General features: G+C 41.7%; 20 protein-coding genes, 1 tRNA gene, 1 pseudogene and 1 CRISPR repeat array. Of the genes and pseudogenes, 10 read left to right on the top strand and 12 right to left on the bottom strand.

What is annotated here, in order from left to right; all coding sequences use genetic code 11:
• Positions 1-514: 514 nt before the first annotated feature.
• Positions 515-942, top strand: a pseudogene (locus D3222_RS25775) (transposase); the annotation flags it as partial.
• On the opposite strand, the gene D3222_RS01215 reads toward D3222_RS25775, so the two are convergent.
• Both D3222_RS01215 and D3222_RS01220 read right to left on the bottom strand, forming a co-directional pair.
• The gene (locus D3222_RS01215; protein WP_118984468.1) at positions 932-1,177 is read right to left on the bottom strand and encodes a hypothetical protein; all 246 of its coding nucleotides are present in this window, start codon (positions 1,175-1,177) and stop codon (positions 932-934) included. The pseudogene D3222_RS25775 and the gene D3222_RS01215 overlap by 11 nt on opposite strands.
• 345 nt (positions 1,178-1,522) lie before the next feature.
• Positions 1,523-1,610 (bottom strand) — tRNA-Ser (locus tag D3222_RS01220).
• 184 nt (positions 1,611-1,794) lie between these two features.
• Between D3222_RS01220 and tusE the strand changes: the two genes are divergently transcribed.
• Positions 1,795-2,124 carry a sulfurtransferase TusE gene (gene tusE / locus D3222_RS01225; protein ID WP_118984518.1) on the top strand — a complete coding sequence of 110 codons (330 nt, stop codon included), beginning with the start codon at positions 1,795-1,797 and terminating at the stop codon, positions 2,122-2,124.
• A 13-nt stretch (positions 2,125-2,137) separates the two neighbouring features.
• On the opposite strand, the gene yccX is transcribed toward tusE, so the two are convergent.
• The gene (yccX, locus tag D3222_RS01230) at positions 2,138-2,416 is read right to left on the bottom strand and encodes an acylphosphatase (protein WP_118984469.1); all 279 of its coding nucleotides are present in this window, start codon (positions 2,414-2,416) and stop codon (positions 2,138-2,140) included.
• Between the two features lie 221 nt (positions 2,417-2,637).
• On the opposite strand from yccX, the gene hspQ reads away from it, so the two are divergent.
• Positions 2,638-2,958, top strand: a complete 321-nt coding sequence (gene hspQ, locus D3222_RS01235) for a heat shock protein HspQ (RefSeq protein WP_198672720.1) — start codon at positions 2,638-2,640, stop codon at positions 2,956-2,958.
• Between the two features lie 59 nt (positions 2,959-3,017).
• Positions 3,018-5,142: direct repeats of the CRISPR family, unit length 28 nt; unit sequence TTTCTAAGCTGCCTGTACGGCAGTGCAC.
• Positions 5,143-5,570: 428 nt separating this feature from the next.
• On the opposite strand, the gene D3222_RS01240 is transcribed toward hspQ, so the two are convergent.
• Positions 5,571-5,984, bottom strand: coding sequence for a CoA-binding protein (locus tag D3222_RS01240; RefSeq protein WP_118984470.1), 414 nt, complete (start codon positions 5,982-5,984; stop codon positions 5,571-5,573).
• Positions 5,985-6,107: 123 nt separating this feature from the next.
• On the opposite strand from D3222_RS01240, the gene mgsA reads away from it, so the two are divergent.
• Complete coding sequence (gene mgsA, locus D3222_RS01245) at positions 6,108-6,566, top strand: methylglyoxal synthase (protein ID WP_118984471.1); 459 nt, start codon at positions 6,108-6,110, stop codon at positions 6,564-6,566.
• A gap of 125 nt (positions 6,567-6,691) precedes the next feature.
• On the opposite strand, the gene helD is transcribed toward mgsA, so the two are convergent.
• On the bottom strand, positions 6,692-8,746 hold the full coding sequence (helD, locus tag D3222_RS01250) for a DNA helicase IV (protein WP_118984472.1): 2,055 nt from the start codon (positions 8,744-8,746) through the stop codon (positions 6,692-6,694).
• Positions 8,747-8,864: 118 nt separating this feature from the next.
• Between helD and yccS the strand changes: the two genes are divergently transcribed.
• Positions 8,865-11,006, top strand: a complete 2,142-nt coding sequence (yccS, locus tag D3222_RS01255) for a YccS family putative transporter (RefSeq protein WP_118984473.1) — start codon at positions 8,865-8,867, stop codon at positions 11,004-11,006.
• Between the two features lie 59 nt (positions 11,007-11,065).
• Here yccS and D3222_RS01260 read toward each other — a convergent pair whose 3' ends face one another.
• Complete coding sequence (locus tag D3222_RS01260) at positions 11,066-11,668, bottom strand: TfoX/Sxy family DNA transformation protein (RefSeq protein WP_118984474.1); 603 nt, start codon at positions 11,666-11,668, stop codon at positions 11,066-11,068.
• Between the two features lie 480 nt (positions 11,669-12,148).
• Here D3222_RS01260 and sulA point away from each other — a divergent pair, with 480 nt between their 5' ends.
• Together sulA and ompA are read left to right on the top strand one after the other, a co-directional pair.
• Positions 12,149-12,604 carry an SOS-induced cell division inhibitor SulA gene (sulA, locus tag D3222_RS01265; RefSeq protein WP_369973491.1) on the top strand — a complete coding sequence of 152 codons (456 nt, stop codon included), beginning with the start codon at positions 12,149-12,151 and terminating at the stop codon, positions 12,602-12,604.
• Between the two features lie 550 nt (positions 12,605-13,154).
• Positions 13,155-14,255 (top strand): porin OmpA, encoded by a 1,101-nt coding sequence (gene ompA, locus D3222_RS01270; RefSeq protein ID WP_118984476.1) that lies wholly within the window; start codon positions 13,155-13,157, stop codon positions 14,253-14,255.
• Between the two features lie 128 nt (positions 14,256-14,383).
• On the opposite strand, the gene matP is transcribed toward ompA, so the two are convergent.
• The gene (gene matP / locus D3222_RS01275) at positions 14,384-14,839 is read right to left on the bottom strand and encodes a macrodomain Ter protein MatP (RefSeq protein ID WP_118984477.1); all 456 of its coding nucleotides are present in this window, start codon (positions 14,837-14,839) and stop codon (positions 14,384-14,386) included.
• Between the two features lie 206 nt (positions 14,840-15,045).
• Between matP and D3222_RS01280 the strand changes: the two genes are divergently transcribed.
• The 3 genes from D3222_RS01280 to D3222_RS01290 all read left to right on the top strand — a co-directional run bounded on the left by D3222_RS01280 (position 15,046) and on the right by D3222_RS01290 (position 18,141).
• Positions 15,046-16,776, top strand: coding sequence for an AAA family ATPase (locus D3222_RS01280; RefSeq protein WP_118984520.1), 1,731 nt, complete (start codon positions 15,046-15,048; stop codon positions 16,774-16,776).
• An 83-nt stretch (positions 16,777-16,859) separates the two neighbouring features.
• Positions 16,860-17,378: a bifunctional 3-hydroxydecanoyl-ACP dehydratase/trans-2-decenoyl-ACP isomerase gene (fabA, locus tag D3222_RS01285; protein ID WP_118984478.1), complete on the top strand. Its 519-nt coding sequence runs from the start codon at positions 16,860-16,862 to the stop codon at positions 17,376-17,378.
• A gap of 424 nt (positions 17,379-17,802) precedes the next feature.
• On the top strand, positions 17,803-18,141 hold the full coding sequence (locus D3222_RS01290; protein WP_118984479.1) for a hypothetical protein: 339 nt from the start codon (positions 17,803-17,805) through the stop codon (positions 18,139-18,141).
• A 490-nt stretch (positions 18,142-18,631) separates the two neighbouring features.
• Here D3222_RS01290 and rmf read toward each other — a convergent pair whose 3' ends face one another.
• The 5 genes from rmf to D3222_RS01315 all read right to left on the bottom strand — a co-directional run bounded on the left by rmf (position 18,632) and on the right by D3222_RS01315 (position 24,523).
• The gene (gene rmf, locus D3222_RS01295) at positions 18,632-18,799 is read right to left on the bottom strand and encodes a ribosome modulation factor (RefSeq protein WP_011146047.1); all 168 of its coding nucleotides are present in this window, start codon (positions 18,797-18,799) and stop codon (positions 18,632-18,634) included.
• A gap of 246 nt (positions 18,800-19,045) precedes the next feature.
• Positions 19,046-19,609: a membrane integrity-associated transporter subunit PqiC gene (pqiC, locus tag D3222_RS01300; protein WP_118984480.1), complete on the bottom strand. Its 564-nt coding sequence runs from the start codon at positions 19,607-19,609 to the stop codon at positions 19,046-19,048.
• Positions 19,606-21,255, bottom strand: coding sequence for an intermembrane transport protein PqiB (pqiB, locus tag D3222_RS01305; protein ID WP_118984481.1), 1,650 nt, complete (start codon positions 21,253-21,255; stop codon positions 19,606-19,608). Before pqiB ends, pqiC begins: the two co-directional genes overlap by 4 nt.
• 20 nt (positions 21,256-21,275) lie before the next feature.
• Positions 21,276-22,523 (bottom strand): membrane integrity-associated transporter subunit PqiA, encoded by a 1,248-nt coding sequence (gene pqiA / locus D3222_RS01310; RefSeq protein WP_118984482.1) that lies wholly within the window; start codon positions 22,521-22,523, stop codon positions 21,276-21,278.
• An 89-nt stretch (positions 22,524-22,612) separates the two neighbouring features.
• Positions 22,613-24,523 carry an ABC transporter ATP-binding protein gene (locus tag D3222_RS01315; RefSeq protein WP_118984483.1) on the bottom strand — a complete coding sequence of 637 codons (1,911 nt, stop codon included), beginning with the start codon at positions 24,521-24,523 and terminating at the stop codon, positions 22,613-22,615.
• Position 24,524 lies beyond the last annotated feature (1 nt).

Consider the following 24,524-nt stretch of genomic DNA (forward strand, 5'->3'; position numbering starts at 1 on the left):
CTCTTAAAGATATTAGGAATAGATATTCTAAAGAAGCGCCCTTAACTGAAGAATCGGAAATTGTTAAAAGAGATTCAGTTAAGAAATGCCTTAAAGAAGATACAAACACAGATGACAATTTTAAGTGTGTATATAATTTCTATTCAAAAGAGATAGATATAGAAATATGCACTCAAAAAGCAGATACAGAAGCTACGGAAACAACTAGGCAGCTTCAATTCAGAATTGAAGCTGCCAAGGAAATAGTTCAAAAAAATATCCGAAAAAGGAACAGAACTAACGGATATCAATATAACTAGATTCTATTACGCATCAGCAAGGATAGCTGCATTGGCTTATGTCAGCATCGTAGATGTATATCCGATTTACCATATCGAACCCGATCAGATTATACCCAGCTTCTCAGATAAGCTTTTTGGGCGCCTTGAAAAAAAGTAAATTCAGATAAAAAAGGGATTGCCATGGTGCGTAATGAGCCATCCCCTCCAACTTTTAGAGCCGTTCGGCCCCACTAAAACGCTTTTGTTTTTGGCTCACCAATCTGCCACCATCCCACTTTACCGCAGATGACATCATGGCGGTCTATCGCTGTCGCTGGCAGGTCGAACTGCTGTTCAGGGAACTAAAATCCCACACCCATTGGACAGGTTTTGCGACCGGCCAGAAAGCGATAGCGGAAGGGCTCATCTGGGCAAGTCTGCTGGCGTTGATAGTCTGGCGAGGCAGTTTTTGCCTTCAGTTTCCTTTCTTAAAGCCGCCAAAAATGTTGATGTCTGGTTGTTGCCGATATTGGGCGCGATTATTCATCATGCCGGGTCGGAAATAGAACACCATCTGGATTGGGCCCTGAAATATCTCGCCAAAAATGCGTTGAAGTTGCCCCAAGGAAAATCCAATAAAAATAATGGGTTGGAGGGTATTTTCGAGAGACTTAATGCTTAAGGTCCAGTGTATGATCGTTGTTATATGTATTAGCTTTAGCAATAGCTTTTGCCACATATTCTGTCATTTTGTCAAGTGGTACAATGTCCGTACTATCGATATAGTCCATCATTAAGAAGATACCGAAAGCAGTAATAGCACAAGTCTGTGGTTCCATATAATTATCAGTACCATGCTTCAGCACAAAGAATTGAGAAGCGATAGCTGGAACTAAGGATTTAGTGATATTGGACATGATTATCTCCATTATTTCAATAAGAGTTGGATTGGTTAATTTGAATTAGCTTGTTACTTTCATGCAGACATGAGAAAACTAGGTATGGGACTCCTACCTCTCTCACCGCCTTACATTCCGCCTCTCACTCCATACACAAAAAAATTAAATTCTTCACACAACAAAATTCAAGATACCGCAATATTGGCTAGCTATAAAAATAAATAAAACTAGCCCACGACGATAAAGATGAGTACACATATGAATGGATTCGCCAGCACCGTTGGAACGATGTGGTACACTCATGTGTAACAGTAAGGTGTGAATCTTAGGAAAATCATTTAGAAACATAAGGCTAGAAAGAAGTGGCGGAGGAGGAGAGATTCGAACTCTCGGATGGTTTCCCATCGGCGGTTTTCAAGACCGCTGCCTTAAGCCGCTCGGCCACCCCTCCGCAATGGGGTGCACTATAAACAGCACCGAGACAGATGTAAAGTATTCTTCTGTTCGATTGCCGTAAATTTACCCTTTCTCACGGTTGTTGGCTTATTTTATCCACACATGTGCATACCATCCTTGGGTATGGAAGTGATTTTTGCTAAATTACGGCTACTTTTCTTTGATGGTTATTAATGATTATGCTGGTATTCGAAGGTCAAGAAATCGAAACCGATGCGCAAGGTTATCTGAAAAACAGTAGTGACTGGCAGGAAGCAATAGCTTTACTCCTAGCCGAACAGGAAGAAATCACTTTGACTGAACAACATTGGGAAGTCATCCGTTTTATCCGAGAATTTTATAAGGAGTTTAATACATCCCCGGCTATCCGTATGTTAGTAAAAGCAATCGCACAAAAGTATGACGAAGAAAAAGGCAACAGCCGCTACCTTTACCGTCTGTTTCCCAAAGGGCCGGCAAAGCAGGCAACTAAGATTGCCGGTCTGCCGAAACCGGTAAAATGTATCTAATCAATAAACTAGTTCAGTGGCGGACACTAAAATCTACAACATCCTCCACTGCGCAGGATTGAGATGAAAAGTTATCTATTCGAGCTCCCGGTGGACCACCCTGTTCCAACCAATGGGTTAATTCATTTAGTTGTTCACTATCACCATAAGCTACGATTTTGACACTACCGTCATGCAAATTACAGACATAACCTGTCAGCTTATTAAGTTTCGCCCAACGAAAAGTTTGATAACGAAATCCAACTCCCTGAACCCGGCCATAAACATAAATTGTTACCCCATATTTAATCATAATTACCCCTAATCAACCAGTCACCTTGCGGTATCGCTCACATATATAGTTAAGCACGCGACTCTTGATTGTGTTTTATATTTACTACAGCTAACCTGAAATACATGAAGTCACGTTTGCAACTTAAAGCAAAAAATGGCTTCAACTACCGGGTACTGCTCTTGTAATTCACCTTACTACCCTTATATCAATGTCAAGACAAGACTTCTTTGGAGATGACTATGATTATCGCCAGCAAATTCGGTATCGGCCAACAAATACGTCACAAACTTCTGGGTTATTTGGGAGTCATCGTGGATATTGATGTGGAATACTCTCTGGAACAACCCCAAGAGGATGACATTGCATCCAATGCTACCCTGCGTTCCGCTCCCTGGTATCACGTTGTGATGGAAGATGACAACGGTCAACCTGTACACACTTATCTGGCTGAAGCACAATTAACCTATGAAACATCCGATGAACATCCAGAACAACCTTCTCTCGATGAGCTAGCAGAATCCATCCGCCATCAACTATTGGCCCCAAAACTGCGCAATTAACCGCCATTTATACCTAAACAACCTAAGGCAGTTATTGAACCACAACACTATTTTCCGTTTTTCTAAGCTGCCTGTACGGCAGTGCACCTTGTATGCTTATCGACGTACATTGTTGCATTTTTCTAAGCTGCCTGTACGGCAGTGCACCGTGACAAACGGCATACCCAGGAAGATATCCTTTCTAAGCTGCCTGTACGGCAGTGCACAGCAATAAATATATTGGCGACCCGTGCCCGAATTTCTAAGCTGCCTGTACGGCAGTGCACAGTAAACAACGGCGTCTCCCTCCAGTTAATCTTTTCTAAGCTGCCTGTACGGCAGTGCACCGTGGAAACGCCGGCGACGGCATTGAGCAGTTTTTCTAAGCTGCCTGTACGGCAGTGCACCCGCCGAATGCCGAACGATACCCGCACTCGTATTTCTAAGCTGCCTGTACGGCAGTGCACATGCTGACCATCTGGTCTACCCTGATGTGGACTTTCTAAGCTGCCTGTACGGCAGTGCACGCGGTGATCGGGCAATGGCCGATAGTTTTTGATTTCTAAGCTGCCTGTACGGCAGTGCACCTTAATAACATGTAAGTTTGCATTCCAAAGGTTTCTAAGCTGCCTGTACGGCAGTGCACGGCTTCCCGTTCATAATTACCTCGCTATTAGTTTTCTAAGCTGCCTGTACGGCAGTGCACGACTACAATTCTTAAATCCATAAGCCACGGAATTTCTAAGCTGCCTGTACGGCAGTGCACAGTTACTCAAAGTGCAGGTGCGCCAACTTGAATTTCTAAGCTGCCTGTACGGCAGTGCACTCTGGGGGTGAGTGCGAACACGATTTATTCATGTTTCTAAGCTGCCTGTACGGCAGTGCACGTGTGTGAGTGACGCAGATTGAAGAGCACAACTTTCTAAGCTGCCTGTACGGCAGTGCACAGTGATATCAAAGCCCCGCAGTGGTCCAAAATTTTCTAAGCTGCCTGTACGGCAGTGCACGTGGCACAACAGCAGTTATTGATACAGAGAAATTTCTAAGCTGCCTGTACGGCAGTGCACTGACGCAACAATCTATACAGTTGATAGAAGCTTTTCTAAGCTGCCTGTACGGCAGTGCACTGCCGTCGCAATAACGACACTCTGTCGGAATGTTTCTAAGCTGCCTGTACGGCAGTGCACAGGGTGATTTTAATTCAGCAACGGCTGCATTGTTTCTAAGCTGCCTGTACGGCAGTGCACTCAAGCGGGGCTAAATATGACAAAAATATTATTTTCTAAGCTGCCTGTACGGCAGTGCACTGAAGTTATTCGAAAGTTGGGGCCACTATCCTTTTCTAAGCTGCCTGTACGGCAGTGCACATAGCAAAGCAATTAATGAGCGAAATACACTGTTTCTAAGCTGCCTGTACGGCAGTGCACAATTAAAATCAATCGGGGTGAGTTTTAATAATTTTCTAAGCTGCCTGTACGGCAGTGCACTATGAAACTCATGGACAAGCAGCCTGATATATTTCTAAGCTGCCTGTACGGCAGTGCACTAGCAACAACTGATGATATCAATGTCCCTGTCTTTCTAAGCTGCCTGTACGGCAGTGCACTTACGAGAGGTCGTATGAAGTTTAACTCTCATTTTCTAAGCTGCCTGTACGGCAGTGCACGAACGCGGTCAGCTACTGGCACAGTGTGAGCTTTCTAAGCTGCCTGTACGGCAGTGCACTTGTTCACTGCAACGGCGTAACCAAAAATTGGTTTCTAAGCTGCCTGTACGGCAGTGCACGTACAGACCAATTGTTGAGAGAGGGTATTATTTTTCTAAGCTGCCTGTACGGCAGTGCACGGCGGAACTTCATAAAAACAGCCGTGGTAAAATTTCTAAGCTGCCTGTACGGCAGTGCACTATGACGTATCTCGCCCTGGCGACTGCCTAACTTTCTAAGCTGCCTGTACGGCAGTGCACATAGTTAAATTATGTGAAAATTTTGATCTTGATTTCTAAGCTGCCTGTACGGCAGTGCACCTTTTGTGCGTGTAGTGAAGTGATCAATACGATTTCTAAGCTGCCTGTACGGCAGTGCACGCACTGATATTGGCATTTTTCTGGTATACATGTTTCTAAGCTGCCTGTACGGCAGTGCACCCAAAGTCAGCACTTTTTAGCTTCTTAATTGTTTTCTAAGCTGCCTGTACGGCAGTGCACTGTTACATATTAACTTTAAGTTGCTGACTGTCAAAGAATATAGTGATAAAAAATGAAAAAACCCTTTTTTCAGGAGATATTTTATTTTTCTTTTAAATCAATATGTTATTTTTTGATGATAAAAAAGGGTCAAAACTGAGGTACAGCAAAAGCACCATATCTTATAGCAATAAAAATGTAGATTCCGGCAAAATTTAGCCGCTATAAGAACAACTAAATTTTCCTTAAAATATTGTAATAACTGTAAAAATAGATTTTATAAGAAGTCTAGAAAAGTACACTCAACTAAATATCCAGCTCAAACATTATTTGAACACTTGGAACCGGGGCACCGTTTCTCACCCAACACCTTAAGTTTGTATTGGATACTGGTGCCAAGATCCCTTCATCCACTGATTAAAAACCAAATAATTACAAGCTGGAAAATATTATTTTTCGAGCCCCAATCTTGGAATTTCAATTTTTGGGCAGCGATCCATAACAACATCCAGACCTGATTCCTCTGCCAACACTTTTGCTTGCTCATTAATAACACCAAGTTGCAACCAGAGCACTTTTGCTTTGATATCTATAGCTTCTTGCGCAATGTCATATGCAGCTTCAGCATTACGGAATACATCGACCATATCAACAGTCTGTGGAATATCTGCCAGTTGTGCATGCACTCGTTGCCCAAGCAGTGTTTGCCCGGCAAGCTTCGGGCTGACAGGAATCACCTGATAGCCTTGTTCCAATAAATAAGCCATAACTTTATAACTTGGACGAGTCGTTTTTTCACTCGCACCTACCAGAGCGATCGTTTTTACTCGTTTTAGTATGTCGGCAATTTTCTGGTCACTCATTTACTCCTCCTTAAAATTCGATATTTTTACTTTGTTTATTTATATCAATGTATATGATAAACATTGTTATCAATTGAGCTCACTACGATCAAAAACACAATAACGATTACCAAAGGTATTCTCATGGAATTGACAACCCGCACAATGGCAACCGCTAAAAATATAGCGCTTATTGCACATGACCACTGTAAAACTTCGCTACTAACCTGGTCCAAAAAACATAAGAATTTACTCAAGAAACATCATTTATACGCTACCGGCACAACCGGTAATCTGATTCAGAATGAAACCGGATTACCCGTTACCAATATGCTTAGTGGCCCAATGGGTGGAGATCAACAAATTGGCTCTCTAATCTCAGAAGGGAAAATTGATGTGTTGATATTTTTCTGGGACCCACTTAATTCCGTGCCTCATGATCCTGATGTAAAAGCACTGCTACGCCTTGCTACAGTATGGAATATCCCCGTTGCAACCAATCTGGCATCTGCGGATTTTATTGTTGGTTCTCCTCTGTTTTCTGAATCAGTAGATATTCAAATGCCTGATTATCAACACTATTTGAATGAACGTCTGAAATAAGTCTTTATAATATATATACCTGTAACTACGTACTTTCTCCAAGTCAGATACTTAGAAAAAACAGCGTGGGATTTCCAGGAAAGGTATCCCATGATAGCATCGAATATTTCAGTCAACGCAAAACCTTAAGGTTTACGTTGAACAGGCACACTTAACTGCTCTAGCTGACGTACAAACACCGACGGATTATTCTTGTCTTGCATCAACCACACCTGCTTCTTCGCCCGTGTTAATGCAACATACAAAAGGCGACGCTCCTCTGCATCCGAAAAATCCTCCGGCGGTGGCAGTAAAACCTGTTCCATCACAGATTCCCTTGCTGGTGCAGGAAAGCCATCTTGCCCCTGATGCAAACCAAGAATAATCACATAATCCGCTTGCCGTCCTTTGGAAGCATGGACAGTCATAAACTCTATTTTCAATTTAGGCCAACGAGTTGCTGCTTTTTTCAGTAATTCAGGTTTTAAATAGTGATAACGCGCCAGCAATAAAATCGTTTCCTGCTCAGTGATATAGCCACTCATTTTATTCAACAAAGGTTCAAGCTGGTCTTCTGGCAGGATAACAATTGATTTTTTATTACCTTTAGTCAAACCATTCAATGGCTTCCTTAACTGATTTGGGTTTTGTTGCACAAACGCGTTAGCAATCTCACCAATCCTATCATTAAACCGATAAGAGATATCCAGTACACATTCAGCACCTTTGCCAAAATAATCAGCAAATGCGGTAGTCAACATCAGCTCCGTGCCACTGAAACGATAAATTGCCTGCCAATCATCCCCTACGGCAAACAGACAGCTTTGGCTATTTTGGCTTCGCAATGTAGTGAGCAATGTGGCCTCTAATGGTGAAATATCCTGAAACTCATCGACCAGAATATGCTTCCACGGGCTGATAAACCGCCCTTTATCCAGAATATTCACTGCTTGATGGATTAACCCTGAGTAATCAACAGCACCTTCTGTTTTCAATTCAGATTTCCACGCTTTTAATAAAGGCCCAATCAAGCGAATACATTTTTGAAATCGATCTAGATACTCTCCCTGAACTTGCTCTATCATTGCTTTCTGACTACCACCATGTATACGCATCAACCCCAACCAACGCTCAAACCGATCTGACAAACGGTTAGCAAGCTGTTCATCGCGCCAAAATTCACCTTCCGGCACTTCCCATTTCAACTCTTCCGTCAGCCATTCCCGCCAACCTTTGGCCTGCGCTTTCTTTCCGCTGCATTGTTGTTGCCAGTGTTTAATCAGAAAATCTTTTCTTTTTTGTTCATCTGTTTCCAACACGCTGATTTTTGGCGCTTTATTACTCCCTTGCTGAATGATATGCAACACCAAAGTATGAAACGTTTTTACTTTAATATCATTCACACCAAGACGAGTCTGAATCCTCTCATTCATCTCATTTACGGCTTGATGACTAAAAGCTAACAGTAATATCTGTTCGGAAATCACCTGTTGGCGAAGTAATGACCAACCCGCTCTCGCTACTAGCACCGATGTTTTTCCACTACCCGCGCCAGCAAGAACCAGAACTGAATTTTCACCATTAATAACAGCCAGACGCTGAGAAAGGTTTAAAGGAGATGTTTCTACCCGCTGAAAAAAGTCACGATGTTGCTCCAACATACGTTCTGTCCATTGCAGATTGATTTCCTCAGCACACTTTTCGCCATTCTCAAGCCAACGCAAACAAATTTGATACCCATCCCGGCAATGATCAAATTGTTCCAGACGTTGTAATGGCAATGGTAAAGCCTGAAATGTTGCTTGAATCTGTTGTTGTAATTGGAACAAATCAGCTTTTTTCAACCAGCGATTCTGTTGTCCAATTCTGTTGATTTCACTAACCTGAGCTGCCAGTACATTAGCACTAATATCACTCATTTCCTGGCTCCATTTCTGCCATTCACCAAGCAGATAATGGTAAAAATGCTGAGTTTGCTGCCATTCAGTACCGTGAAGGCGAACCGCTTGTCCATCGGATAGTTCAAACTCTAATTCACCCCAGATGATACCCCGTTTACACTGAATATTAATTAACTGGTTAAATGGGATCAGGTATTGATGCTTTTCACCACTGACTTCAATACCCGCATTCAGCAAACGCACCCGATTATAAGGATGCTGAGCAAGACGTTGACCAATTTGTGTTGCTTTAAGTTCCATTATCGAGCGCCATACCTAAAAAATAGTTGAATTATGTCTTATAAGAGTTTTTTATCACTAATAAACCTTTTATCATAATAGTTATTTATGACCGTTATTATTACCTCAGAGGTATTTTGTGCTAACTGTTTTCTCCGGTCTGCGCCGTTTTCTTTATAACAGTCATTTTCTCTACTATAACCGTATCCTAATAGCCTTGGCTGGAACAACACTAGTGCCTTGGTTTCTGGATAAAGAGCCTAAAATAACTATCTCATTGACCTTGGGCGTTGTTGCCGCAGCACTCGCTGATCTTGATGATCGTCTGACTGGTCGTCTACGTAATCTAGTGATCACGCTGATTTCTTTCTTTATCGCTTCAACCTCTATTGAATTACTGTTCCCTTATCCCTGGTTTTTTACTATTGGACTGGCATTATCCACTTGCAGTTTTATCTTACTGGGAGCCCTCGGACAACGTTATGCCACTATTGCATTTGGTGCGTTGCTGATCGCAATTTATACTATGCTTGGCTCGTCTATTTTCCCACTATGGTATCAACAACCCCTATTACTGCTGACAGGTGCAATCTGGTATAACCTGCTAACCCTAACGGGCCATTTACTGTTCCCTATTCGCCCATTACAAGACAATCTAGCACGTTGTTACCAACAACTCGCAGTTTACCTTGATGCTAAAGCTAACCTGTTTGATCCCGATATAATAGAAGAAGGATACCAGCAATCCGTCGTTAATGTGGCAATGGCAAACAGTGTCTTAGTTAACACGCTAAATCAAGCCAAAACCTCCCTACTGACCCGTCTGAAAGGCGATAGCAGCCAACGTGGAATCCACCACACTCTACATTACTACTTTGTTGCACAAGATATTCACGAACGGGCAAGTTCATCTCATGTGCAATATCAGAGCCTACTACATACTTTCCGTTACAACGATATTCTGTTCCGCTTTCAACGTCTTCTCTCTATGCAAGCCCGTGTATGTGAACAGATTGCTCAATCGATACTCTGGCACAAACCATACCAGCACGATCCGCGTATCGAACGTGCATTTAACTATTTGGAAAGTTCCTTACAACAACTCAGTAAACAACAGAAACATAACCTCAAGATTACCGCCTTATGTCATTTGCTAAAAAACCTACGTGCGATTGATGCACAATTAGCAAGCATGAGTTCTGGACAATACCATCTTTCCAAAGACAGAAGAGATGAAACTCAACTATCCGACGAAACTTTGACGGGCTGGCGTGATATCTGTCTAAGGCTCAATCGTCACCTAACCCCACAATCAGCCCTGTTCCGCCATGCAATCCGCATGTCTGTTCTGCTATGTAGTGGCTACACCATGATCCAGTTGTTGGACTTACAACATGGATATTGGATTTTACTAACCAGTCTATTCGTTTGCCAACCCAACTACAGCGCTACTCGCCGCCGTTTGACACTGAGAATAATAGGAACCCTTGCCGGCGTCTTGATCGGCTTGCCAATCCTTTACTTTGTGCCATCTATTGAGGGACAACTGGTGTTAATTGTCATTTCTGGTGTATTGTTCTTCATCTTCCGTAACACCCAATATGCACATGCAACCCTGTTTATCACATTACTGGTATTATTATGCTTCAATTTGTTAGGTGAAGGCTTTGAAGTCGCATTACCAAGAATTATTGATACATTAATTGGTTGTGGTAGCGCCTGGTTAGCCGTTAATTTCATTTGGCCAGACTGGAGATTCCGCCAGTTATCACAAGTGATAAACCGGACGATGAACACCAACTGTCGCTACCTGGATGCTATTTTAGTTCAATATTATCAGGGAAAAGATAATGGATTAACCTATCGAATTGCCCGCCGTGATGCCCATAATAGTGATGCAGAACTGGTATCCGTTATTTCAAACATGTCTGCCGAGCCGAAAAGTGACCAGACTTCTCAAGAAAAAGCATTCCGGCTATTGTGCCTAAATCACACCATGCTAAGTTACATCTCTGCGCTGGGAGCACATCGAGATAAATTGGATAATAAAGCTATTCTGGATATTCTTAATGATGTTGTTTGTTATGTCGATACAGCATTAAAATCGATATTAATAGACGATGATAGAATTAAGCAAATACCTGTCAACATAGTGAAAAGAATTGAGCAAGCTCCGACAGAAATAAATAGTAAAGAACAACTGGTATTGCAACAAATCAATTTATTAATAGAATTGTTACCTGAAATCGTCAATATCATTAAAAAAATTAATCAATTATAACCAGATTGACATACTGGGGCAGTTAACTGCCCCTTCCTTTAGCTGTTCACGATAAAGATCTAATAAGCCAATTCCTTGTGCCAGAGTAATAAATCATTACGGATCTGTACCGGTAAAACGGCTGAATGGCATCCTTCAATTGCACCAGCCAAAGCAAGTAATAAACTAACATTAGAATTTCTTTTATATTGATGCAGCTTTAAATAACTGGCTTTCGCACCTAACAACCGCAAATCTTCAACTTTACATATTCCGACTTTCCATAACTGACGTTCCAAAGACATTCCAAGATTAGGCAAATCCTTCAAACGCTCTGGCATCTTCTTTTTACCTGCCATTTCAATAAATGAGTAATGATAAGCCAAATACGCATATTGAGATAACAACTCCTGATCTTGCCAAAGGGACTCAACAACTTGATAATAACGCAAAATTACAGGCACTCCTTTTTTCGAGTAAATATAGTTTTTCATTCCTCTGGCTTTAAATAATACTTCAGCATGGCCATTTCCTCTTAAATATAATTCTCCATCAGCAATAATAGCGAACATAATCCCATCAGCTAACAGGCTGTAACCGCCGAACTGTGGCTTCCTTGTCAATGCCCCAAACGAAGAAAAACCATTTTTGAGTTGAGTAAAACGCACCTCAGACAAAAACATACAGATCACTCCATGAGTTTTGTGCAAATAAATCTCTTATCCATAGATTTGCCCCAATTATTAGTAAAATAAATAACAGGAACAAGCAATTAAAAACATACGCAATCCAATTTTATCTGCCAATGGTTAAATGAGTTTACAGCCATTTACAGTCAATATTTGCGAAGCTCTTTGAAAAAATAGGCTTGATCTCAGCCTGATATGAAGATACTGTATATTAATACAGTTAATTGTGGCGAGGTTCATTATGGGCATTCAATCATCCTGGGTTTACCCTTCTATGCCTTATGGATTTCAAGATGCATCGCGACGGCAAGGGAGCGAACCCCGGGAGCATAGATAACTATGTGACCGGGGTGAGTGAGTGCAGCCAACAAAGAGGCAACTTGAAAGATAACGGGTATAAACATCAGTCAACCAAAAAGCGGCTATCACCCTCTTCACCTGCACAAGACAATTCAGCCAAAAGAGAGGGTTATAGTGAAAGAGGGTAAAGAAGGTATAGTGAGTGAATTGATTTATAGTGATAACCAATATAGCGATAACCAAGCGGTCATTAATCGTATATTGCTACCTTTGTTACGCCAATCAGGAAATGAAGCCCGTTGGTTGCTATGGGTTAGTCCACATAAGAAACTGAGTCGCCAATGGTTAATTAACTCCGGATTACCTCTAGATAAAATTATTCAATTAAATCACATTAGCTCCATTACAACGGTAGAAGCAATGGAAAGAGCATTGGCGAGTGGTAATTACAGCGTGGTACTTGGCTGGTTACCAAAGTTATCGGAAAAAGATACCGTAAGATTACGGGCTGCGGCACAAAAAGGTCATGCACTGGGCTTTATTATGCGCCCACAAGATGTAAGTAAAGAAACCAACCGTGCTGAATCGCGATCAGATTTACTAAAAATCCATTCCATTCACTATCATTGACCAAAACTAGGAATTATTGCAATATTCATAACACAAAATAATCAATTTAGACCAAGAGCCACTAATCACAGTTAAAATCAATTAATTAAGGTAAGATTAGTTGTAAAGAATAGTAAAGTTTTTTTGAAATCACACATTATCTTTTAAATTTTTTACTCTATTAATCAAGGGGCACTTGTAACTTTTTAACTTCGTTGTAGACTTTACACCATTAAAGGTTACTGCACTTAGTACCCTTGTATTGTTTGGTCCATCGGTTTTATGAAAGTGCAGTATTCCTAACTGAGTTTTTTTAATCAATATGGCTCAACAGCCTATCTTCGTAGGTATTAAATTAGTGCAGGTTATTCTTATGGGTAAATAGTGAACACGGAAATGCACAAAATTCAAAGCGTACACACAATAACGGTACCGAAGAATTTGAACACAACTCAGTGTTTGCTTTTATTACAAAGAATGGCAAATGAAATAGCCTAATGGGGTAGGCAGTAAGTAAAAAGGCTCCCAAAGCCAATTGCCTATTGGGTGATGATAATAACGAGGCGTTAAAATGAAAAAGACAGCTATCGCGGTAGCAGTGGCAGTGGCCGCTTTCACAACTGCAACGCAAGCAGCTCCAAAAGACAACACTTGGTATACCGGTGGTAAGTTGGGTTGGTCCCAATACCATGACGTAAATTTCTACGGTAACGGCTATACCAGTGCAATCGGTAATGGCCCTACTCACAAAAACCAATTGGGTGCGGGTGCTTTCTTAGGTTATCAAGCCAATCCGTACCTAGGTTTTGAAATAGGTTATGACTGGTTAGGTCGTATGTCTTACAAAGGCAGCGTCAATAATGGTGCCTTCAAAGCCCACGGTTTCCAACTGGCAACCAAACTGAGCTATCCAATTATGGATGACTTGGATATCTATACTCGCCTAGGTGGTATGGTTTGGCGGGCAGATTCCAAAGCAACTTACAGCACAACCAATACTCATCTGAAAAATCATGACACCGGTGTTTCTCCACTGGCAGCTATCGGTGTTGAATATGCGATAACTAAAGACTGGGCTACTCGTCTGGATTACCAATGGGTTAATAATGTCGGTGATGCAGGTTCAGTAGGTGCACGTCCTGATAACGGTTTGTTGAGCGTAGGTGTTTCTTACCGCTTCGGCCAAGATGAAGCAGCAGCCCCAGTTGTTGCTCCGGCTCCGGTTGTTGCTCCAACACCTGCTCCAGCACCCGTTGTTGAAAATAAACGTTTTACCCTGCGTTCTGACGTTCTGTTCGAATTTGCAAGTTCTGAGCTGAAAGCCGAAGGTAAGCACAATCTTGATCAACTCTATACTGAGTTAGCAAATATCGACCCAAATCAGGGCAAAGTACTGGTTTTAGGCTACACCGACCGTATCGGTAAAGACGTTTACAATCAGAAATTGTCTCAGAAACGTGCTCAAAGCGTAGTTGACTATTTGGTATCTAAGGGTATCCCTACCGATAGCATCAGCGCGGAAGGTCACGGTAAAGCAAATCCAGTCACTGGTTCTACTTGTGATAAGGTTCACAAACCTAATCTAATCAACTGTTTGGCGCCAGATCGTCGCGTAGAGATCGAAATTCAAGGTACTAAAGAGGTTGTTACTCAAGCACAATCTGCTCAATAATAGCCTTTCTTGGTTATAATTAATCATCAAAAGCTCAGAAAGCCCCATGGTCAAATGGGGTTTTCTTTTACCGATAGTGCAAAACTGATTAAGGAGCTTGTTGCAACACCAACCTATCACAACTGAAATTACTCTTCCTTACCCAGAATAGCTTCCAAGTCGTGTTTCAAGCTGGACATCTGATTAGCATACTTTTCTTTCCGCTCAGCATCTTCAATCAACTGGATAATAGTTTCAGACAACGTATTACCCCGTCGCTGAGAAAGTGCGGATAAGCGATGCCACACGGGAAAATCCAAGTCAATGGATTTCTTGCGAGTATGCTGATGTTCCGCATTAAAATGCCGTTTACGCCGAGCGCGGATAGTTTGTTTCATCCGGTTGGATAAATCAGGATTCATATGCTGCTCAATCCATTTCAGTACCCTTACCGGTTCACTCTCAAGTTCAATGAGTTTATCAACTACTGCATGAGCTGCACTGTTTTCAATATATTTAGTAATTGGCTCACCTTCTTGATGTTTTTTCATCAGATAAGCCCACTTCCAGCCACATTCCAAATTTTCCAGTTGTTGATATTTCATCTTACTTTCTCAGTGACAGCGTAACTAAAAATAAGCATAACAACTATTTTAGTAAATTGCTTATAGCCAAACTAACTAATATCTGTTTTTTGATAAAATCATTTTTTACATGAAGTGTCTACAATAGCAAACATTCAAGCATGTTGGTTTATATCTTAATCTTGTATAATCGACGCTTTCCTACTTTACAATATACAGCGATCACTTTGACCACTAACAAACTAGACTGGCAGGCATTACTGCCGAATTGCGCTCCTTATGATGCACTTTTTCATTCCGCTTCCCAACAGGCGTCTGCCAGTATGGAAGCAGTTCAATCACGGCTACATAGTGGTTTGCAGCTTTTTTGCCGGATGGATTCCCACCAGCCTTTTATGCTATTGAAAGCTGAAGAATGTGATATTTATTTGTCAGCATTAGCTGAGTCTCTCCGTCCATTACTCACGAAAGAACTTCCCCAAATTGGTGGCAATTATCGCATACAGCAACAGAAAATTAGCTGGCAACCATCAACAGAAGGCCATTTCACACCAGAGTTGCAAGTAGCCTATCGTGAATGGATAGAAGCAGAGCAACTATTTGGCTGCTTCCATTCTCACAACGGAGAAATTCACTTACAACCCGGTCTGATTCATCAGGTAAATGGCGGTGTACTTATTCTGCCGTTACGTACCCTACTGTCTCAGCCATTAATGTGGGTTCGCCTGAAACAGATGATTATTCAGCAACGCTTTGAATGGTTGTCTCCAGATGGCAACAAGCCGTTACCATTACCTATCCCCTCTATGCCATTAAAGCTACGTCTGATCCTGGTTGGAGATCGTCTAAGCCTTGAAGAGTTTCAGGCTATAGAACCTGAATTAGCAAAAAGCACTCTATATGGCGAATTTGAGCTGGATATGCCATTTCATAATGAGCAGGATTTGAGCCTGTGGTGCAATTATATCAATGGACTCATTCAACAGTGGCAATTACCTCCATTGAATCATAATGCCTGGCCTGAGCTGGTCCAACAAGCAATCCGCCATGTAGAAGATCAACACCACCTGCCTTTGGATATTCTCTGGCTACAACGGCAACTGACTACTGCGGCACTCTATCAGCAAGAAAATCAGATTACAGCTCAATCAATTAAACAAGCAGAGGAAAATCGCCGCTGGCGTCACAATTATCTGCCTGAACGTGGTTTAGAGGAAATTCACAAAGGCCAGATTCTTGTCCGTACCCAAGGCATGGTCATTGGCCAAATTAATGGATTATCTGTGCTAGAGTATCCCGGCCATCCTGATCCAGTAGGAGAGCCATCCCGTATCACTTGCGTGGCGCATATGGGAGATGGGGAATTTGTTGATGTTGAACGCAAAGTTGAGTTAGGTGGCAATATCCATGCGAAAGGCATGATGATTATGCAAGCATTTTTAATTTCCGAGCTAAAATTGGATCAACCACAACCTTTCTCTGCATCTATGGTATTTGAGCAGTCCTATAGTGAAGTTGACGGCGACAGCGCTTCTCTTGCCGAATTATGCGCATTGATAAGTGCTCTTTCCCTGCAACCCATTGATCAACAGCTGGCCGTCACAGGTGCAGTAGATCAATTTGGTTATGTTCAGCCAATTGGTGGTATTAACGAAAAAATCGAAGGTTTCTTTGAAGTATGCCACCACAGAGGACTAACTGGTCAACAGGGAGTCATCCTACCAGCAGCGAACATCCATCATTTATGTCTTAATCAAACCGTTGTGGATGCGGTAAAAGCACAAAAATTTCATTTATGGTCAGTAAAACATGTTTCTGAAGCGCTGCCTTTATTGACAGGTATCCCTTATTATGATCAACAAGAAACACACTTGTTAGCTATGATACAAGAACGTATAACACAGGCGAATAATCAGGAGCGACCTAAATTCCCGTGGTTTCTTCGCTGGTTGGGTTAATTTAGAATGTCTGATCGGAGTTGTTCAGCGTACAAGTGTACTCTATTATTTACCCTACACTAAATATAAGGCTATCTGATAATATGGTTGATAAACGTAAATCCTACACAAAAGAAGATCTTATCGCGTCTGGACACAGTGAGCTGTTCGGAAAAAATGGGCCGCCATTACCATCTGGTAATATGTTAATGATGGATCGCATCATTGAGATGACAGAAAACGGTGGTACCTACGATAAAGGCTACATAGAAGCCGAGCTGGATATTACCCCTGATTTATGGTTTTTCGACTGCCATTTTATTAATGACCCGGTAATGCCCGGCTGCCTTGGCCTTGATGCCATGTGGCAATTAGTTGGATTCTTCCTTGGCTGGTTAGGTGGTGAAGGCAAAGGCCGTGCCCTTGGTGTTGGTGAAGTTAAGTTCACCGGCCAGGTATTACCAACGGCTAAAAAAGTCACCTACCGTATCAACTTTAAACGTGTCATTAACCGTAAATTGATTATGGGACTGGCTGATGGTGAAGTGTTAGTAGATGGTAAAATCATCTATACGGCAACGGATTTGAAAGTAGGCTTGTTTAAAGATACCAGCTCTTTCTAACAAATAATCAGTAACATATCGAAAAGGAAGGTGACTGGCTAATTGCTTTTCACCTTTTTCACTAAAAGCACACCACCAAGTAACCAGTATCTTAAAAAAATACCTAGTGCTATTTTTGCTCCCTCAAAGGCAATTCCGGTTATATCTCAGAGTATAAGATTCGATATCCATACAGAAAAAAATCAAATCAAGTTCTAACTTTGACCTACCTCGATTAGAAATAACACAAATCCACACCTGAATATCTGCATTATAAACACCCAATTGTCGCTGACCAATCAGTATACAATTGGCAAATTGTGCTATGATCAAATTGACCTGATATATCAAACAAGCTCACCAAAGCATACTGATAACAGGTAAAAACATTAATAATGATTAAGATTGATGATTAATATTAACAAACACACCGAGGTAATATTATATGAACATCAGAAAAATACTGCTCATAATCATAGCATTGACTCTTACACCAACTGCCATTGCAAAACTCGATAAGATTGACGGTACTGTCGAAATGCTAAAAGCGCCTAACACAAATGGAGATTGCTATGGAAAAATAGCGACTCCTACTCGTGTCCAAGGATTTAGGTGGGTATGTACTATTAATGGCGGATCGACGCTATTATCATTGCTTCAAACAGCCTATACAAGTCATGAAACTATAACCATATCAGTCGATGGGATTGAAGAATATAGCCGTCTCTTTTGGGTTGAATTACATCATAAATGTTTATCAAACCCATCTTACTGCAATTATTGAATTACAATCATCCCTCGTATTAGCAAGTAGATTACTTAATGGCCGTAATATCAGTTGTCATGTTGAATAAGTTAAATAAGATATGTCACCTAGCGGCCACTCATTCACATGTTACCGAATTCGCAAATAACAGCACAACAATATGAAAGAATTGGAATCCTGACATTGCTAATGCTTATCGATTTATTAGATGCTATGCATCAAGGCTTTCATCACACGATACTTTAATAATTTAATAAGATACTTTAATAATTCAATAAATAAATAGTTGGTAAGCCACTGACGTCGGGAAAAACTTATTTTATACGGTACGGCATTTTTACTTTTGTCACAGCCAAAGGGAAATCTGGACAGAGAAAACTTACAGGATTCAATCTGACAGATATCTGTATAAACAATCAGTCACTGTCAGATTAAATTTGGGATATATACCACGTTGATAAGGAATGGAGGTTTTTTCTCACCTAACCTATACCATCAGTTTGGCAGACTAAGCCATCATCGCCCTGTCTTCCATAGCCTGACGCCATCCTCCTAACCAATGAGAACGGGCATCTAATGAATAATAGGGACAATGCTCCCTTGGACGCCCCAAAATACCTGCATGGTACCCTCTCGATAACGCACGTGCTAAACGATCTCGTTTCTGTCTCTTCATGCTTTTATTTACCTCATAAGCTAGATCAGTAGAAAGAAAACAGTGGTCATCATTTATCCAACCACGATTTAGAAATACCCCTATAAATTTTGAAAATCAAGTCAAGAAATTCATATTAATGTAATATTTGTTATATCAGTACAAAAAAAACAATAACGTATTAATAATAAAGAGAAATTTTTATCCTACTGATAATACTAATTTTCTCCGAGCGCAAGAGTTTTACACTCGGAGAATGACAGAGGGTTACGATTGGGAAATTAATTGACTGGCAATAATTTGCGCCAACTGACTCCATCCTTTTGCCAATGTGCGGACTAAATCATCGTAACCATCTTCTTCCTGTTTTAGCTCCAGATTAAAGGGCTGTTTAACGACACTCCCTTGATGAGTTAATGTCCAGTAACCTTGCAAAATCACCTTACCATCATAACGACCATGAAAACTGGTGACTGTCACGTCTAGAGTATCTGGCTTATTAACCAATAATTGAGCAGAAACTAAACGCTGAGGCAACGCCATAGTTAACTCAGTTACCAGCACTTGCTGTAACTGCTGTTCAAGTGGACTTGCCCACAAGTGATTCTCCGCGCTGACATAACTAACATCACTACCTTGATACACCACACCGGAGGATGACAGATAATCGGACAACATAACCCGTTGTACCCATAATTGGCGATCATGCTGCACGATAGCACTCTTTTGTGATGCTATTGCTACTACCGGCAATTGATAGTAAGTTTTTTCTGGCTGACGGCTACAAGCAGAAATAAAAATCACTAAAATTAATGCCAATCTTCTCATCATTTTTTAGCCTTTTTCGGTTCTGGATCTTCAATTGGCTTAGACTCAAAAACTAATGCATTGCTCTTATTATTCAGCGTTCTCAGAATAGGTCGTAGTTCACTCAACACTTGATCTAATCGCTGCATATTATCCAACATCTTATTATAAACCGGTGAACCGGGCTGGAAACCTTGCATGCTACGGCTAAGCTCCTGCAATGTTTTCTGTATATCTTTTGGCAGATCTTTGGTTTCAGGATTCGCCAGCACTTTATTCAATTCATCAAGGGTCCGCTGGGCTTTTCTGATCGCTTTCTGACTCTCTTCCAAAGTGCGAATAGCCTGATTAAACATTGGCTCAACCGGCATATTATTAATTTTGTCTAACGCTGCAATAACCTTATGTTGAATTTGAGCAAGGCCACCACTGATTGTTGGCAATAGCGGATAACCCGCAATTTCATACGGACCAGCCCACCCTTTTTCATTTGGATAAAAATCCAAATCAATAAATAGTGCCCCTGTCAGCAAGTTACCTGACTTGAGAGACGCCCGCAGACCACGTTTAGTTATGCTATTCAGCTCTTTTTCAACATCAAACCCTTCCCCCAACTCCTTCTCAAAGCGCTCCGGCTCAATGGAGATAAGTACTGGGATACGAAAATCGTTATCCAGCCGCTGTCTCATTCCCTCTGAATAGAACGGTACTTTTGCCACAGTCCCCATACGGATACCACGGAACTCTACTGGCGCACCCGGCTGTAGCCCTCGAACGGAATCGGAGAAGAGCAACAGATAGTCTTTATGTTCGGTATATAAAGAATCCTGAATGCTTCTTTGGTTGTCAAAAAGTTTGTAAGTGGCTTGTTCTTTAATTGGCTCACCCAATTCCCAACCCTTAGGCACATCAAAACTGACACCTCCACCAAACAGTGTTGATAACGAAGCCATTTCAACACGTACCCCCTGAGAAGACATATCAAAGGTAATACCACTCTCTTTCCAAAAGCGGACATTGGTTGTCAACAAACCATCATAAGGTGCATTAATAAATAGCTGATATCTCATCAGATGAGATTTCGGTTCAAACTCACTGGTTTCAACAGAACCAACCCGATAACCACGAAACAACACCGGATCACCCGGATTGAGCTGGCCCGCTTTATCACTGACCAAGATGACACGAATACCTTTTGCATCAGGTGAAGCCAATGGTGGTGAGTCCAACAAATTAAATTTATCTTCTTCATCACCATTCGTTCCCGGTTGAAGTTCAATAAAAGCCCCGGACAGAAGAGTACCAAGCCCGGATACTCCATCACGGCCAATCTGCGGTTTCACTACCCAGAAAGCGCTGTCACTATGCAATAGGTTTTCCATGCCATCATTCAGCCGAGCCTTAATAATAACTTGACTAAGATTATCACTCAGCATGACCCTCTCAACCACGCCGACATCCACACTACGGCTTTTAATTTTAGTTTTTCCGGCTTCAATGCCCTCCGCATTGGAAGTAATCAACGTCACTTCCGGCCCTTGGTGGTTGAAATGGTAAAACAATATCCAAGCACCAATAAGCACCGTCACAATCGGTACAATCCAGACTGGCGACCAACTTTTAATTTTATCGATTTTAGCCTGACTCTGGTCTTCAACTTTATCCGTCACCTTGACACTCCTTCATTGCCTTATAACGAATGTTTAACGTTGGCTCTATCCCAAATTAAACGCGGATCAAATGTCATTGCCGCAAACATAGTCAGGATCACAACTAAAGCAAAAATAACTGCCCCCATAGCAGGGTAGACACTCATTAATTTCCCCATACGTACCAGTGATGACAATATTGCGATAACAAATACATCAATCATTGACCAACGGCCAACAAATTCGACAACTTCATAAATAAAATGCATTCGGGCGGAATCCCGTTTACCGTGACCTTTAGCATCCCAACACAACCAGCCAATTGCCAGCATTTTCAGGGATGGCACCATAATACTAGCAATAAAAATGACTAAAGCGACCGGGTATGAACCTACACTCCATAGTAATATCACTCCAGCCATAATAGTAGAATCACTCTGATTACCTAACGATTCTGTCACCATCATTGGCATGATATTAGCAGGAATATAAAGCATTAAAGCTGTCACCATCAGTGCCATTGTCCATTGCAAACTGTTACGACGACGGGCATGTCCATGAGTATAACAACGTGAACATACTAATTGATCCGCCGGTAAAATAGCCGTACAACACTGGCATAATCGAACACCCTGCACTAACCCCGCTCTCCCTGCCTGTAACGGTATATTCACCTTAGGTGCGGGCGCTATCTGGTTCCATAACCAGTGGCGATCCAGACACTGAAATGCTCTCACCTGGAGAAGACAAAACAGACAATATGGCAAAAAACTTAAACCTAACCCAATATCACCATAAGCCATTAACTTAACGAAGCTGACTAATACCCCTGCCAGAAAGATTTCAACCATACACCAGCTTTTCATCTGAAATAAAACTCTGGCCGACCAGATTTTTATCTTCCGGGAAATAACAACACCCTGGCACAAGAGAATAATCGCTACCATACAAAACGCAGGCACTAGTTGAACACAGAGCAAAAAAAATGTTCCCACACTGGCGTAATTTTCATTAAACATCACTTGAGGGATTTGAGATAAGGTAACTTCACTGCCAATTCCCGCCACACTCATACTGACAAGTGGAAACAAGCAAGCCATTAATAGCATAAATAATGCACTGATTGCATAACCTATTGGCTGATGTTTAGGTTCCTTCCACCATGTGACTAATGTCGTCTTACAACGAGGACAAACCGCCTTCGTTCCCTGGACCCATTCTGGCAATGTCACCAGCAAATCACATTGAGGGCACAATACCATTTCATGATGATGGTTACCGGAACACAAGATCTTTCTCCTGTTAAGGAAATCGGGAATATACACAGAATCATACTCAGAAGAATTTCGCAGTATGATTCTGCTAATTATGTTAACTATTAACTGTTTTTCAATGTTTCCAATTCCTGCCAGCGATCAAAAGCAACTTCTAACGCTTGCTCTTTTTGAGACAGTTCAGTCAATATTTTTTGGGTCACTACATGAGGCTGATTAAAAAATTCAGGATCACTCACTTGAGATTGTAACTGATCAAACTCTTCTTCCAGTTTCTCCAGCAATGATGGTAACTGCTCTAATTCTCGCAATAAATGATAACTCATTTTGTTACGAGAGCTTTTCGACGGCTCTTTAATCTTTTCTACTTTAACATCCGTTTGAAGTTTTCTCTCATTTTGCCGACGCAACGATACAGCCTGTTCGCGCTGTTGCTGAGCATCGTAATAACCACCAACATAATTATTGATCTCACCATTACCTTCAAAAATCCAGCATTCCGCCACAGAGTTATCAACAAATTGACGATCATGACTCACCAGCAATACAGTACCTTTATAACTGTCTACCAGCTCTTCCAGCAGCTCTAATGTTTCTACATCCAGATCATTGGTCGGTTCATCAAGTACCAACAGATTACTGGGTTTCAGGAACAGACGCGCCAGTAACAACCGGTTCCTTTCACCACCAGAAAGCGCTTTAACCGGTGTCATTGCCCGTTTGGGATGAAACAGAAAGTCCTGTAAATAACCCAGAACATGACGAGGGCGGCCATTCACCATCACTTCCTGTTTACCTTCAGCCAGGTTATCCATCACCGTTCTTTCCGGATCAAGTGCTATACGATGCTGATCAAAATAAGCAACTTCTAATTTAGTACCACAATGAACACGGCCACTATCAGATTGCAGCTCACCCAACATCAGTTTCAATAAGGTTGTTTTGCCACAACCATTTGGTCCCACCAGTGCAATTTTATCCCCACGCTGAATTTGCGCACTGAAATGATTGACCAGTTTCCTTTCACCAATTTGATAGTTAACATTTTCCAGCTTAAAGACAATTTTGCCGGAACGACTCGCTTTTTCCATCTGTATTTTAGCGGTTCCCATTACTTCACGGCGTTGTGAACGCTCAATACGTAATGCCTTCAATGCCCTAACACGCCCTTCATTACGAGTACGACGCGCTTTAATCCCCTGACGGATCCACACTTCTTCCTGAGCCAACTTACGATCAAATTCAGCATTTTGCATCTCTTCCACACGCAACGCTTCTTCTTTTCCTTCAAGAAACTTATCGTAATTACCCGGCCAGGATACTAACTTGCCACGATCCAAATCGACAATACGGGTTGCCATATTGTGAATAAATGAACGGTCATGAGAAATAAAAACAAGGCTACCCTGAAAATCTTTCAGGAAATTCTCTAGCCATTCAATCGTATCAATATCCAAGTGGTTAGTTGGTTCATCAAGAAGCAAAACTTTTGGCGAACTAACCAACGCCCTTCCCAATGCTGCTTTACGCAACCAACCACCTGAAAGAGAAGAGAGCTTCGCTTCCGCAGGTAAAGAGAGCTGTTTCAATACGTCATTAATACGGCTGTCCAGTGACCATAACCCACGGATATCCAGCACCTCCTGCAATTCCGCCAGGCGATTAAGGTTTTTCTCATTTGGCTCCTGCTCCACCAAGCGGGAAACCAGATGAAAAGATTTAATATATTCGGCCTGCTCCTGAACACCTTCGGCAACAAAATCAAAAACCGTCCCTTCTACATCACGGGGGGGATCCTGTTGTAAGCGGGCGACAACCAGATCCTGTTCGTAAATAACCTGACCATCATCCAGCGGTTGCTCTTTTGCTAATACCCGTAACAAAGTAGATTTTCCAGCACCGTTACGGCCAACCAGGCAAACCCTTTCATTTTCTTCTATATGCAATTCTGCATTATCAAGTAATGGCGCATCACTGAACGACAACCACGCACCAGATAAATTGATCAATGACATA

The sequence above is a fragment of the Photorhabdus sp. CRCIA-P01 genome, assembly GCF_003545805.1.
In the GTDB taxonomy this organism is placed as follows: Bacteria; Pseudomonadota; Gammaproteobacteria; order Enterobacterales; family Enterobacteriaceae; genus Photorhabdus; species Photorhabdus antumapuensis.

What these genes read in the sequence shown, in the direction of transcription:
- matP (WP_118984477.1), bottom strand. Translation starts at nt 14,839, where the DNA reads ATGAAATATCAACAACTGGAAAATTTGGAATGTGGCTGGAAGTGGGCT.
- ompA (WP_118984476.1), top strand. Translation starts at nt 13,155, where the DNA reads ATGAAAAAGACAGCTATCGCGGTAGCAGTGGCAGTGGCCGCTTTCACA.
- rmf (WP_011146047.1), bottom strand. Translation starts at nt 18,799, where the DNA reads ATGAAGAGACAGAAACGAGATCGTTTAGCACGTGCGTTATCGAGAGGG.
- hspQ (WP_198672720.1), top strand. Translation starts at nt 2,638, where the DNA reads ATGATTATCGCCAGCAAATTCGGTATCGGCCAACAAATACGTCACAAA.
- D3222_RS01215 (WP_118984468.1), bottom strand. Translation starts at nt 1,177, where the DNA reads ATGTCCAATATCACTAAATCCTTAGTTCCAGCTATCGCTTCTCAATTC.
- D3222_RS01290 (WP_118984479.1), top strand. Translation starts at nt 17,803, where the DNA reads ATGAACATCAGAAAAATACTGCTCATAATCATAGCATTGACTCTTACA.
- tusE (WP_118984518.1), top strand. Translation starts at nt 1,795, where the DNA reads ATGCTGGTATTCGAAGGTCAAGAAATCGAAACCGATGCGCAAGGTTAT.
- mgsA (WP_118984471.1), top strand. Translation starts at nt 6,108, where the DNA reads ATGGAATTGACAACCCGCACAATGGCAACCGCTAAAAATATAGCGCTT.
- D3222_RS01260 (WP_118984474.1), bottom strand. Translation starts at nt 11,668, where the DNA reads ATGTTTTTGTCTGAGGTGCGTTTTACTCAACTCAAAAATGGTTTTTCT.
- D3222_RS01315 (WP_118984483.1), bottom strand. Translation starts at nt 24,523, where the DNA reads ATGTCATTGATCAATTTATCTGGTGCGTGGTTGTCGTTCAGTGATGCG.
- D3222_RS01240 (WP_118984470.1), bottom strand. Translation starts at nt 5,984, where the DNA reads ATGAGTGACCAGAAAATTGCCGACATACTAAAACGAGTAAAAACGATC.
- yccX (WP_118984469.1), bottom strand. Translation starts at nt 2,416, where the DNA reads ATGATTAAATATGGGGTAACAATTTATGTTTATGGCCGGGTTCAGGGA.
- helD (WP_118984472.1), bottom strand. Translation starts at nt 8,746, where the DNA reads ATGGAACTTAAAGCAACACAAATTGGTCAACGTCTTGCTCAGCATCCT.
- fabA (WP_118984478.1), top strand. Translation starts at nt 16,860, where the DNA reads ATGGTTGATAAACGTAAATCCTACACAAAAGAAGATCTTATCGCGTCT.
- pqiC (WP_118984480.1), bottom strand. Translation starts at nt 19,609, where the DNA reads ATGATGAGAAGATTGGCATTAATTTTAGTGATTTTTATTTCTGCTTGT.